Annotated in this window: 10 protein-coding genes; 7 read left to right on the top strand and 3 right to left on the bottom strand. The window is 69.6% G+C overall.

Annotated features, from left to right (window positions below; genetic code table 11):
- Positions 1 to 26 precede the first annotated feature (26 nt).
- The 5 genes from FCI23_RS28950 (at position 27) to FCI23_RS28930 (ending at position 5,104) form a co-directional block, all read left to right on the top strand.
- Positions 27 to 665: a hypothetical protein gene (locus tag FCI23_RS28950; protein ID WP_136726887.1), complete on the top strand. Its 639-nt coding sequence runs from the start codon at positions 27 to 29 to the stop codon at positions 663 to 665.
- Between the two features lie 148 nt (positions 666 to 813).
- Positions 814 to 1,248 (top strand): GntR family transcriptional regulator, encoded by a 435-nt coding sequence (locus FCI23_RS28945; protein ID WP_136726886.1) that lies wholly within the window; start codon positions 814 to 816, stop codon positions 1,246 to 1,248.
- On the top strand, positions 1,241 to 2,200 hold the full coding sequence (locus FCI23_RS28940; protein WP_136726885.1) for an ABC transporter ATP-binding protein: 960 nt from the start codon (positions 1,241 to 1,243) through the stop codon (positions 2,198 to 2,200). Before FCI23_RS28945 ends, FCI23_RS28940 begins: the two co-directional genes overlap by 8 nt.
- Entirely contained in the window at positions 2,197 to 3,198 is a 1,002-nt protein-coding gene (locus tag FCI23_RS28935; protein ID WP_136726884.1) for an ABC transporter, read from the top strand. The genes FCI23_RS28940 and FCI23_RS28935 overlap by 4 nt, the downstream gene beginning before the upstream one ends.
- A gap of 244 nt (positions 3,199 to 3,442) precedes the next feature.
- Positions 3,443 to 5,104 carry an alkaline phosphatase family protein gene (locus FCI23_RS28930; RefSeq protein WP_136726883.1) on the top strand — a complete coding sequence of 554 codons (1,662 nt, stop codon included), beginning with the start codon at positions 3,443 to 3,445 and terminating at the stop codon, positions 5,102 to 5,104.
- Between the two features lie 67 nt (positions 5,105 to 5,171).
- Here the strand turns inward: FCI23_RS28930 and FCI23_RS28925 are convergent, their stop codons facing one another.
- Both FCI23_RS28925 and FCI23_RS28920 read right to left on the bottom strand, forming a co-directional pair.
- Positions 5,172 to 5,834 (bottom strand): class I SAM-dependent DNA methyltransferase, encoded by a 663-nt coding sequence (locus tag FCI23_RS28925; protein WP_136726882.1) that lies wholly within the window; start codon positions 5,832 to 5,834, stop codon positions 5,172 to 5,174.
- Between the two features lie 22 nt (positions 5,835 to 5,856).
- Complete coding sequence (locus FCI23_RS28920; RefSeq protein ID WP_136726881.1) at positions 5,857 to 7,053, bottom strand: 4-hydroxybenzoate 3-monooxygenase; 1,197 nt, start codon at positions 7,051 to 7,053, stop codon at positions 5,857 to 5,859.
- A gap of 259 nt (positions 7,054 to 7,312) precedes the next feature.
- Between FCI23_RS28920 and FCI23_RS28915 the strand changes: the two genes are divergently transcribed.
- Positions 7,313 to 8,722 carry a family 2B encapsulin nanocompartment shell protein gene (locus tag FCI23_RS28915; protein WP_136726880.1) on the top strand — a complete coding sequence of 470 codons (1,410 nt, stop codon included), beginning with the start codon at positions 7,313 to 7,315 and terminating at the stop codon, positions 8,720 to 8,722.
- A 48-nt stretch (positions 8,723 to 8,770) separates the two neighbouring features.
- Positions 8,771 to 11,011 (top strand): family 2 encapsulin nanocompartment cargo protein terpene cyclase, encoded by a 2,241-nt coding sequence (locus tag FCI23_RS28910; protein WP_136726879.1) that lies wholly within the window; start codon positions 8,771 to 8,773, stop codon positions 11,009 to 11,011.
- On the opposite strand, the gene FCI23_RS28905 is transcribed toward FCI23_RS28910, so the two are convergent.
- Positions 10,998 to 11,831 (bottom strand): triphosphoribosyl-dephospho-CoA synthase, encoded by an 834-nt coding sequence (locus FCI23_RS28905; RefSeq protein ID WP_136726878.1) that lies wholly within the window; start codon positions 11,829 to 11,831, stop codon positions 10,998 to 11,000. The two genes, FCI23_RS28910 and FCI23_RS28905, sit on opposite strands and share 14 nt — an antisense overlap.
- Positions 11,832 to 12,546 lie beyond the last annotated feature (715 nt).

The following is a 12,546-nucleotide window of genomic DNA, read 5'->3' as shown; positions in this document are numbered from 1 at the left end:
TCTCACGAAAGGACATCGAGTCGCACATGACGCGAAAGAGGACGCTGAGCCGTAGGAACAAGGCAGTGGCACTTGTCGGCGCGGCTGCGCTTGCCGGGGGTATCGCGATCGTCACGACAGGAACCAGCAACGCGTCGGTCGTCTGCGACGGACTGGACACCGCGGTGCGGAACAACCAGAACTTCATCGCCGATCAGCGGGCCCATCCGGATGCCCTCTCGGCTGCCCGGATAGCCAACCGGGAAGCCGTGATCGCGCAGATCGGAGTTCAGCTCAAGGCGTCCGGCTGCCCAGCGGTCGCGGGCGCACAGCCTTCCGCCGTCGCATCGGCCACGCGGGCGGCCACCCCGTCGGCCGCCTCGCCGTCCGTCCCTGGTGCGTCGGCCGCCTCGCGGTCCGCATCCGTCGCGCCGGCCGGAAACGTGGTCTGCCCCGGCTCTACGGTGACGCTCTCCGGTGAGGCTGGGGCCCCGGCCGCGTCCAGCAACCAGTTCCCGCAGGGAACCAAGCTCAAGGTGACGAACCTGGACAACAACAAGTCGACGGTGGTCACCGTTACGTCGGTCTCCGGGAGTTGCGCACTGCTGAACAACGCGGCCTTCGAGCAGGTTCGTGAGCCCGGCAAGTTCCTCATCCGGCGGGCACTGATTCAGCGCGTGGGATAGGGGACGGAGACGGCGCCGGCTCCTGCGTCCCTTGCCCCCTCCGTGACCACGTCCACGGAGGGGGCTTTCTGCTGCCCGCTTGACAGGTCCGCGGTCCGGCCTCCATCCTCATTCCACTAATCAAGTAGCTAAAGGGTGGTGAAGGAGGTTGGAGTTCCGTATCGACAGACGGAGCGGCGTCGCCGCCTACCAGCAGATCGTCCAGCAGACCAAGCAGGCCCTGCGCCTGGGCGTTCTGGTGCCGGGAGACCGGCTGCCGACCGCCAAGGAGGTCGCGGAGACCTGCGCGGTCAACCCGAACACGACGCTCAAGGCGTACCGCGAGCTGGAACGGGAGGGCCTGGTTGAGCCGCGCCCCGGACTGGGCACTTTCGTGCGGCGGTCGCTGGCCCGCCCCCAGGCGGGGGCGGACTCGCCGCTGCGGGGGGAGCTGGAGGTGTGGATGGCCCGGGCTCGTGAGGCGGGCCTGGAGCGGGAGGACGTGATCGCGCTGGTCACGTCGGTGCTGGAGAAGCGGTACGCCGGGACCACGGCGGCCGCCGGAAACGCGGAAACGTTGGGAGCTAGGAGTACAGATGAGTAGCAACGGGACCGGCTTCGGGGAGCCGGGCGAGGGCTCCGCGATAGAGGCCTACGGCGTCGGAAAGAAGTACCGGCGGGGCTGGGCCCTGCGGGACTGCTCCTTCCGGCTGCCGGCGGGGCGGATCTGCGGGCTGGTGGGCCCGAACGGGGCCGGCAAGACCACCCTGCTGAACATCGCGGCGCACCTGCTGGAGCCGACCGCGGGCTCCCTGCGGGTGTTCGGCGCGGCCCCGGAGTCCAAGGAGGCCAACCACCGCACCGCGTTCCTCGCCCAGGAGAAGCCGCTCTTCCGCCGCTTCACCGTGGCCGAGACCCTGCGCATGGGAGGGGAGTTGAACCCCGGCTGGGACCAGCGGGCTGCCGAGAGCATCGTCCGCGCGGGCAATGTGCCCTTGGACGCGAAGATCGGCACCCTCTCCGGCGGGCAGCGCACCCGGGTGGCGTTCGCCCTCGCCTTCGGCAAGCGCCCCGACCTGCTCCTGCTCGACGAGCCGATGTCCGACCTCGACCCGCTGGTGCGCCACGAAATGATGGGCACCGTCATGGCGGAGGCCGCCGAGCACGGCACCACCGTGCTGATGTCCACCCACATGGTCAGCGAACTGGAGGACGTCTGCGACTACCTGCTGGTCATCGCCGACGGCGGACTGCGCCTGGCCGGTGAGGTGGACGAACTGCTCGCCGCCCACACCCTGCTCAACGGAGCCCGCCGCGACGGCGACGGCGTCCCGGCCGCCCTCGCGCCCCACACCATCGTCGAATCCCGTACCAGCGGACGTCAGATCACCGCGCTGGTACGCCCCGACGGACCGATCGACGGCGACTGGCAGGCCGACTCCCCGAACCTGGAGGAACTCCTGCTCGCCTACTTGCGCTCACCGCAGGCCCCTCCCCTGATCACCCCGAGCGCCCAGGCCAGCGACCGGGCCGTCGCGAAGGCGGTTGCGGCATGAGCACCCTGACCAGCACCCCCTCCCCGGTCACCACCGAGGCCGCCCGCCGCGGCCCCCGCCTCAGCGGCCTGAACTGGCTGGTCTGGCGCCAGCACCGGGCCGCCTTCTGGACCCTCATCGCCGGCACCGTCCTCTCCGTCGCCTGGATGGTCTACCAGCGCGGGCAGATGATGGACTTCCTCAACGGCGTCCCCGGCTGGCCCCATCCGAAGGCGTCGAGCAACTGGGACATGAAGCTCAGCCACCGCCCGCTGCTCGAAACCGCATCCGCTCTCGGCTTCCTCCCCATCCTGATCGGTGTCTTCATCGGCGCGCCACTGATCGCGGGCGACCTGGAGAACGGCCACGCCAAGCTGGTGACCTCCCAGTCCGTGAGCCGGGTCCGCTGGCTCGCCACGAAGCTCGGTGTCACCGTCCTCGTGGTCGTCGTGGGCACCGCCGCGATCTCCACCGTGTTCACCTGGTGGTGGGCGCCGGTCCGGACCGACGCCAACGTCCTTTTCTGGACCGACGGCTCCGGCTTCGACAACAGCGGACCCGTGCCGGTGGCGCTCACCCTGTTCACCATGGTCGGCGGCGTCGCGATCGGCATGCTGCTGCGCCGCACCCTGCTGTCCATGGTCGTCACCTTCGGCTTCGCCGTCGCCGTGCAGATCATCTGGTCGTACATCCGGCCGGACCTCGGGAACGTCGTCACGCTGACCACCAACAAGGGCGTCGAGCACGACGCGACGCTGCCCAACGCCGCTTACGAGGTGGACCAATGGTTCACCACCGCCTCCGAAAAGCTCTACGGCTGGAGCACCTGCGCCAACTCGCCGACGGACAAGGCGCATGCGGCCTGCGTGCAGCAGAAGGGGATCGTCGGCTGGTCGGTCGAGTACATCCCCTACTCCCAGATGTCCTCCATGCAGTGGCTGGGCGCCTCCATTCTGCTCGCCCTCACCGCCGCCATCACGGTGTTCATCTTCGTGTGGGGCCGCAAGCGCCTCGTCTGACTCCTCGACCCATCTGAACGACGGCCCGCCCCCGCGGCGGCCGGCACGCACCACGCCGTGCCGGCCGCGCCGGGCCCGGTATCCCGGTATCCCGGTCCCATGACCGCGGGCACCGTCCTTACTTGGGGAAGACCCGACCGCTCGTTGGCCGTGCGTTCACATGCGCGCCGCTCTCAGTACAAAAGAGGCCGCTACTCATAACCACAACAGCAACCGCTTGTACTGTGAGTAGCCAGGAGACACCATGACCCGCCGTTCTGTCAGGCCCGCCGCCCTACTCGGTGTCGCCGGAATCCTGGCCGGTGCGACTGTCACCCAGACCTCCGCCTTCGCCTCTGCTTCGACCGCCACGCACCAGCGGTCAGCCACCAAGCATGTGCTGCTGGTCTCCGTCGACGGTCTGCACCAGTCGGACCTGGCCTGGTACGTATCCAGGAACCCGAAGTCGGCGCTGGCCCGTCTGGTCGGCAGCGGTGTGGAGTACACCAACGCCAAGACCACGACGCCCTCCGACTCCTTCCCCGGCATGGTCGCCCAGGCGACCGGAGGCAGTCCCGGCACCACGGGCGTCTACTACGACGACACCTACAACGCGGCGCTGCTGCCCGCGGGGACCACCAACTGCAAGGGCGTAAAGCCCGGTGCCGAGGTGGACCTCACGGAGGACCTGGACAAGAACAAGGCCTCCATCGACGCCGGCCAGGGCCTCAAGGGCCTGCCGAACAGCATCCTGTCGATGACGGGCAGCCCGGTGAGCCTGATCGATCCCTCCAAGCTGCCGGTCGATCCCAAGACCTGCAAGCCGGTCTACCCGCACTCGTACCTGAAGGTGAACACGATCTTCGAGGTGGCCCGCCAAGCGGGTCTGCGGACCGCGTGGTCGGACAAGCACGCCGCCTACGACATCCTCAGCGGCCCCTCGGGCACCGGCATCCAGGACCTGTTCGCGCCGGAGATCAACAGCGACGCACTCGGCTACGCCGCCGGGAACGACTGGAGCATGGACAACAAGGCCACCGAGCAGTACGACAACTACAAGGTGCAGGCCGTCCTCAACGAGATCGACGGCTACGACCACAGCCGCGCCCACAAGGTCGGCACCCCGGCCATCTTCGGCCTGAACTTCCAGTCGGTCTCCACCGCGCAGAAGCTGCCCACCTCGGAAGGCCTCAAGGGCGGCTACACCTCGAAGAACGTGCCCGGCCCGCTCCTGTCGAAGAACCTGGACTTCGTCAACGCGGAGATCGGCGCGCTGACCGCCGAGATCAGCAAGCAGCATCTGGCCGGCAGCACCACGATCATCCTGTCGGCCAAGCACGGCCAGTCGCCCACCGACCCCGCCGCGCTGACCCGGGTCGACGACGGCCCGCTGCTGGACGGCCTCAACGCGGCCTGGAAGAAGGTCCATCCCACGGCCGGCGCCCTGGTGGCGCACTCGGTCGATGACGATGGCATGCTGCTCTGGCTGAACGACCGCTCCAAGGCCGCCACCGACTTCGCCAAGAAGTACCTGCTGGCGCAGAGCGGCACCGGCACCGACATCAACGCCAAGCCCAAGGCCTTCACCCACGGCGGCCTGAGCAAGGTCTACGCCGGCAAGGCCGCCGCCGACTACTTCGGCGTCAAGGCCGGCGACGCCCGCGTCCCGGACATCTTCGGCATCGCGCAGTACGGCGTCGTCTACACCGGCGGCACCGGGAAGGTCGCCGAGCACGGCGGCGCCCACTCCGACGACCTCAGCGTCCCCCTGGTCGTGTCCGGCGCCTCCGCCCCGAGCGGTGTGCGTGACGCCGCCAAGGTGCAGACCAAGCAGATCGCCCCGACGATCCTGAGCCTCCTCGGCCTTGACCCGCGCTCCCTGCAGGCCGTACGCCAGGAGCACACCCAGGTGCTGCCGACCCGCTGACGCACCCCGCGGCGTCCCGGCGTCCCGGACCGTTCAAGGTCCGGGACGCCGTGCGTCTTATCGGTGGCTACGACCCTTCCGGTTTGCGAAACAGGAGAAAGGCCTGCTGGCCCTGGCTGGGCTTCTCCCTCTCAGTGGGTTCGCGCACCAACCGGGCGGCCTCGACAAGCCCGGCCTGGCTCAACTGCTCGGCGACATGGTCGGGCGACAGCCGGTAGGCGACGAGCGATATCGCGTGGCCGTAGGCGTGCTCCAGGTGCCGGGGCTCGTCGCCGACCTGGAAGGCCAGCAGCAGATGGCCGCCCGGGGCCAGCACCCGGTCGAACTCGGCGAATATCACCGGCAGGTGCTCCGGTGGTGTGTGGATGATGGAGTACCAGGCGACGATGCCGCCCAGACTGCCGTCCTTCAGGTCCAGCGCGGTCATCGAACCGTGGTCGAACCGCAGGTCCGGATACGTCCGGCGGGCCACCGCGACCATTTCCGGCGACAGGTCGATGCCGAAGGCGGTCAAGCCGAGAGAGTGCAGGTGAGCCGTCACACGGCCGGGGCCGCATCCGAGATCGGCGACCGGGCCGAGGCCGGCGGGCTGCACGAGTTCGGCGAACGCGGCAAGCATCGCGCGGTCCAGCGGCTTGGCCGCGAGTTCGGTGAGCAAGAGCTCGGCGTAGTCGGCGGCGACGGTGTCGTAGGCCGCCCGGGTGGCGTGCAGGTAGGCGGGTTCGGTCATAGCCGGGGGCAGTAGTCCCCTTTCAGGCGAGTCCGGCCATGAGTTCGGCGAAGGCGCGGGCGGCGGTGGGGGAGGTGGTGAGGCGGTCCAGGCGGGCGCGGGCGAGGCCGTGGCGGAAGGGGCCGGCGAGGGGGTGGTCGCCGGCGTCGTGGAGGGTCTGGGTCAGCCAGTGGGAGAACTCCTGGTCGTTCCAGACGCGGCGGAGGCAGCGGGGGGAGTAGGAGCGGAGGCCGGTGTCGTCGTTGTGGTGCAGGAAGTCGGACACGGCGTGCGCGAAGACCTCGGCGTCGTAGAGGGCGAGGTTCATGCCCTTGCCGCCCATGGGGGAGACGATGTGGGCGGCGTCGCCGACCAGGAAGAGCCGGCCGTGGTCCATGGGGTCGTGGACGATGCTGCGGAGTTGGAAGAGCTCGCGTTCGGTGATCGGGCCGGAGACGAGGGCCGGGTCGCCGAGGCGGGCGCGCAGCTGGGACCAGACGCGGTCGTCCGGCCAGGCGTCGGGGTGGTCGTCGGGCGGGCACTGGAGGTAGAAGCGGCTGGCGCGGGGGCCCCGGGCGAAGTGGGCGGCGAAGCCGTGCGGGCTGACGGCCATGAGGGGATGGACCGAGGGCGGGGCGTCGGCGAGGACGGTGAGCCAGGCGATGCCGTGGTCGAAGGGATAGGCGGTGAGAACACCGTCGGGGATGCTGGCGCGGCTGACGCCGTGGTCCCCGTCGCAGCCGGCGACGAAGGCGCAGTCGATGGCACGGGCGGCGCCGGAGGGGTCGCGGTAGCGGACGGTGGCGCGCTCCCCGGTCAGATCGTGCAGGGATACGTCGGCGGCCTCGAAGCGCAGGTCGCCGCCGTCGGCGACGTAGGTCGAGAGCAGGTTCTGGACCAGGACCTGCTGCGGGCAGAGGCGGGCGGGCGGCCCCTCGGAGCCGTCGTCCTGCGAGAGCAGGTGGCTCTCGCCGGCTATGCGGATCTCCAGGAAGCCGGAGAGCGGGATGCCGCCGAATACCTGGTCGGCCAGCCCCCATTCGTGGAACATGCGCACGGCACGGGTTTCGACGATGCCGGCCCGTTGGCGCTGTTCCACATGATCGCGGGCCCGTCGCTCCAGGACGACGCAGTCGATTCCGCAGCGCCGCAACAGGTTGGCGACGGTCAGCCCGGCAGGGCCCGCACCGATGACGACGACGGTCGTGGACTCCCGCAATTCTGTTGCCCCCTGAGCCATTTTGGCCACCTCCAGGTGTTCAGGCTAGGCGTGGCAGGGCCCTCGCGTCCCTGGGGTGGCTTGATCCCAACTCCAAGATCGTTAAGCGCGAGGTCCGTCAAATCACCGGATCTGGTGAGATAACCAAATTACTAGTGATCTCTCCCCGGGGCCCGGCTTAGCGTTGATTGATCGGCGAGCGATCCGTGCCTCCCCGCCCGGGGAGCCGGGTCCTCGTAAGTGCGCCGTCAGGCGCATCACGCGAAGGAGACCCCGGCGAATGTCGGTAGACGCAGGCAGCGAAGCGCAGCAGGCCCAACAGCAGCTCAGCCTTGGCACCGCCGCCGCACGCAACCTCGCAACCACCACCAAGTCCGCCCCGCAGATGCAGGAGATCACCTCCCGCTGGCTGCTGAGGATGCTCCCCTGGGTGCAGACCGAGGGCGGCACCTACCGGGTCAACCGGCGGCTCACCTACACCGTCGGCGATGGCCGGATCGACTTCGTCAAGACCGGATCCCAGGTCCGGGTCATCCCCCGTGAGCTCGGCGAACTGGCCCTGCTGCGCGGTTTCGATGACGTGGATGTGCTGACGGCCCTCGCCGGGCGCTTCGTCCAGCGAGAGTTCCAGGCCGGTGACGTACTGACCGAGAAGGGCACCCCCGCCGACCACATCTACCTGCTCGCGCACGGCAGGGTGCAGAAGACCGGCAGCGGCCCGTACGGCGAGCCCACCCGGCTCGGAGTGCTCGGCGACGGCGACCGGTTCGGCGAGCGCAGCCTGCTCAGCGATGACGCGACCTGGGAGTACACCGCCAAGGCCGCCACCGGCGGCACCCTCCTCGCTCTGCCCCGGAGTGAGTTCGCCGCGATCCTGGACAGCTCGCCCGCCCTTCAGGCCCACATCCTGGAGTTCCTGTCCCTCCCGCGGCAGCGGCAGAACGCCCGCGGCGAGGCCGAGATCGCCCTGTCGGCCGGCCATGTCGGCGAGATCGAGCTCCCCGGCACCTTCGTCGACTACGACCTCACTCCGCGCGAGTACGAGCTGAGCGTCGCCCAGACCGTGCTCCGGGTCCACACCCGGGTGGCGGACCTCTACAACAAGCCGATGAACCAGACCGAGCAGCAGCTGCGGCTCACCGTCGAGGCGTTGCGCGAACGCCAGGAGGACGAGCTGATCAACAACCGCGAGTTCGGCCTGCTGCACAACGCCGAGTACAACCAGCGGATCCAGACCCACTCGGGCCCGCCGACCCCGGACGACCTCGACGAGCTGCTGAGCCGCCGCCGGAGCTCCCACTTCTTCCTCGCCCACCCCCGCACCATCGCCGCCATCGGCCGCGAGATGAACTCCCGGGGCCTCTACCCCGACCATGTAGAGCTGCACGGCAACCAGGTGCCGGCCTGGCGGGGCGTGCCGATCCTGCCCTGCAACAAGATCCCGATCACCAAGGAGCGCACCAGCTCCATCTTCGTGCTCCGCACCGGCGAGGACGACCAGGGCGTCATCGGTCTCCACCAGACCGGCATCCCGGACGAGCTCGAACCCAGCCTGTCCGTCCGGTTCATGGGCATCAACGAGAAGTCGATCATCTCCTACCTGGTCACCGCCTACTACTCCGCCGCAGTACTGGTGCCGGATGCGCTCGGCGTCCTGGAGAACGTCGAGATCTCCCGCGGACGCGAATAGCCGACGCGGGAATCCAACAGGCACGGAGAGAGGAGAGGTGAGGCGCGGATGTCAGAGCCATTCAAGCTTCCGGAGTTCTACGAGCCGTATCCGGCACGGCTGAATCCTCATCTGGAGGCAGCACGGGACCACTCGAAGACGTGGGCCCGTGAGATGGAGATGATCGAGGGGTCGGGTATCTGGGACGAGCACGATTTCGACTCACACGACTACGCCCTGCTCTGCGCCTACACCCACCCGGACGCACCGGCCGCGGAACTCGCGACCGTGACCGACTGGTATGTCTGGGTGTTCTTCTTCGACGACCATTTCCTGGAGAGCTTCAAACGCAACCAGGACATGGCCGGTGCCAAGGCCTATCTCGACCGGCTGTCGGCCTTCATGCCCCCGCACCCGGGCGGGACACCGGCGGTGCCGACCAACGCGGTGGAGCGGGGCCTGGCCGACCTCTGGGCCCGCACCGTACCGGCCATGTCGGAGGGCTGGCGGCGCCGGTTCGCCGAGAGCACCCACAACCTTCTCGAAGAGAGCATGTGGGAGCTCTCCAACATCAGCAAGGGCCGGGTCGCCAACCCGCTCGAATACATCGAGATGCGCCGCAAGGTCGGCGGCGCCCCGTGGTCGGCCGGAATCGTCGAATACGCCGCCGGGGCCGAGGTCCCCGAGGTCATCGCGGCCAGCCGCCCGATGCGGGTGCTCAGGGACGCCTTCGCCGACGGGGTGCACCTGCGCAACGACATCTTCTCCTACCAGCGGGAGGTCGAGGACGAGGGTGAACTCTCCAACGGGATCCTGGTCTTCGAACGGTTCCTCGGCTGTGACACCCAGCAGGCCGCCGACTCCGTCAACGACCTCCTCACCTCCCGGTTGCAGCAGTTCGAGCACACCGCCCTGACCGAGCTGGCGCCGCTGTTCGCGGAACACGCCCTGGACCCGAAGTCCTGCGCCGACGTTCTCGCTTACGTCAAGGGGCTCCAGGACTGGCAGTCGGGCGGTCACGAGTGGCACATGCGCTCCAGCCGCTATATGAACGGCACCTCGGAGGCCTCCGACAGAGCGCTGGGCGGCCCCAGCGGGCTGGGCACCTCGGCCGCCCGCATCCTCTCCTCGCTGGCCGCCACAATGCCCAAACGGCTGAAGAGCCACGCGCATGTGCCGTACGAGAAGGTCGGCCCGTCGCGGATCCCCGACTTCTACATGCCGTACACCACCCAGCTGAGCCCCCACCTGGACGTCGCCCGCGAGCACGCCGTGGAATGGGGGCGCCGGGTGGGGCTGTTCGACCCGGTTCCCGGCCTCCCCGGCACCGCGGTCTGGGACGAGCGCAAACACAGGATCTTCGACCTCCCCCTCTGCGCGGCCGGCATCCACCCCGACGCGTCCCTGGAGGAGCTGGACCTGAGCTCGGACTGGCTCAGCTGGGGAACGTACGGGGACGATTACTATCCGGTGGTCTTCGGGCGCACCCGCGACATGGCCGGCGCCAAGGCCTGCACCGAGCGGCTGTCCGCCTTCATGCCGGTCGAATCCACCGCGATCCCCGCCCCGGCGAACCCCCTGGAACGCGGCCTGGCGGACCTGTGGGTCCGTACGGCGGGCCCGATGACCGTGAGCGCCCGCCGCACCTTCCGCGACGCCATCGAGCAGATGACCAGCAGCTGGCTGTGGGAGCTGGCCAACCAGTTCGAGAACCGTATCCCCGACCCGGTCGACTACATGGAGATGCGCCGGCACACCTTCGGCTCGGATCTCACGATGAGCCTGTGCCGGCTGTCCCACGGCAGGACGGTCCCGCCCGAGGTCTACCGGACCCGCACGATCCTGGGCATGGAGCATGCGGCGGTGAACTACGCCTGCCTGCTCAACGACGTGTACTCGTACCAGAAGGAAATCGAGTTCGAGGGCGAGATCCACAACTGCATCCTCGTCGTCCAGAATTTCTTCGACTGCGGCTACGAAGAAGCCCTCGGCATCGTCAATGACCTGATGACCTCCCGGATGCAGGAATTCGAGCACATCGTCAACACCGAACTTCCCGCCCTCTTCGACGAATTCGGCCTCGACGCCGCTGCCCGTGCCACACTCACCGGTTACGCGGAGGAGCTGAAGCACTGGATGGCCGGAATCCTCATCTGGCATCAGCAGTGCGCCCGCTACGTGGAATCGGAACTACGGATTCCGGTGGGTGCGTCGCGGCAGTCCCTGAAGGGCCCCACCGGACTGGGCACCTCAGCCGCCCGTATCCCCCCGATGCGCGGTCGCACCGCCGGAGCGGTCATACTCGGCTGAGCCGGGCTCCCGCGCCCGCCATGCCGGCCATACCCGCCATATCTGTCGCACCCAAGCCGTCCACGAAGAGTGCGGCGGCCAGCAGTGGCGCGCTGCCGCCCGGTCCGAGCCCGCGCTCCCGCACCTGGGCATCGAGGGCGCTGACGGCTGCCCGCCCCTCGGCGGTCGCCATGCCACCGGCCTCCACCGCTGCCCGGGCACCGTTCTGGACCAGGCGCAGGGCCGGCGGCCCGCCGTCGTAGAGGAGCTCGGTGTCCTGCAGACTGGACATGATCCTGAGCAGCGCGTCGAGCCGTGCCTGCGGCTCGGCGACGCCGTCCTTACGGGACTTACCGAGAACGTCCAACGCCCGCCTGACGTGCGGGAATCCCGCACGTGCCTCGCCGCGCGCCCCCGCCGCGCCATACGTCGTCGAAACGGTGGAGCCATGCGAAGCGCGCAGCGGCGCCAGCCGGTCCCGCAGCCCCGCCAGCCGTTTCGCTGCCGCCGCGACCGCCAGGCGGTCCCCGCCCGGCTCCAAGGCAGCGGCCGCGACATGTAGTCCCAGCGCCCAGATCGCCCCCCGGTGCGTGCGCACCCCGCAGCCCGCCCGCATCGCCGTCCACTCCGTCGAGCGCCCGATCGCGCCCAGCTCCTCACGCAGCGCCTGCGTGGGCTCCCCGGTGCGGCGCGCGGCGGCGGCCATCGCCTCAAAGCCGGGATACAAGGCCTTTGCCGCCCAGCGCAGTCTCCCGCGATCACGGTCCTGCGCCCTTCCCGGCGCGCCTTCCAAGTCGATTTCCTCGATGAGCGCGTGCACGGCGTCGTCGGCGAGCGGCATGCGGCGAGCGTAGCCAGCGTTCCTGTGCCCCTGCTGTGCCCTCGCCGGGCTGGCCGGGGCGGCGGCGGGCGCCCCCGGCGCCGGGGTTGCCGAGCCTCCCCCAGCTAACTCCCCCAGCCTTCGGCCGGGAGGTGCCCCCAGGAGGTGCCCCCACGATCGCCGGACGGGCGCGCCTCTTGTTTGCCGCCCTCGCGCCGCTTCGCGGGCTTCGGACGGCTGCGCCGGACTCCGTCCGTCGGGGCGGAGTGCCCGGCGGGTTGGCGCGCCCGGTCCCGGCTGCGTCGCGTTGCGTTGCGTTGCCCGGTGCCGGGGTTGCCAAGCCGTCCTCAAACGCCGGACGGGCTGGGTTTTGGTGCCCTGCGCCGTTGTGCGGGTGCGCTTTGTTCGGTGGTTGGGTCGGTGGCGCCTCCGGGGTGACTCTCCCCCAACCTTCGGCCGGGAGGTGCCCCCACGACTGTGTCGCCAGCATCCCCTGCACCATGCGCCATCGCCACCGGCATACGGCGACACAGTCTGCGGGGACACCCCTGCACCGCCCCCTCCGGCCGTCACAGCGCCTCACGGTGGGTTGTGTCCCGCGGTCACCCCGGGGGTTGCCCGGCGCGCGGGGCGTTGGTTTGACGGTCTCCGCCACGGCGAGGCCGTCACGCGCCCATGCGGCTGGGAGGGGACGCGCCGGGGTGTCCCCGCAGGGGACGAGCGCGTGCACCCCGGG

Source organism: Actinacidiphila oryziradicis (genome assembly GCF_005047355.1).
GTDB classification, from domain to species: domain Bacteria; phylum Actinomycetota; class Actinomycetes; order Streptomycetales; family Streptomycetaceae; genus Actinacidiphila; species Actinacidiphila oryziradicis.
This window is presented reverse-complemented; position numbering and strand designations above follow the sequence as displayed.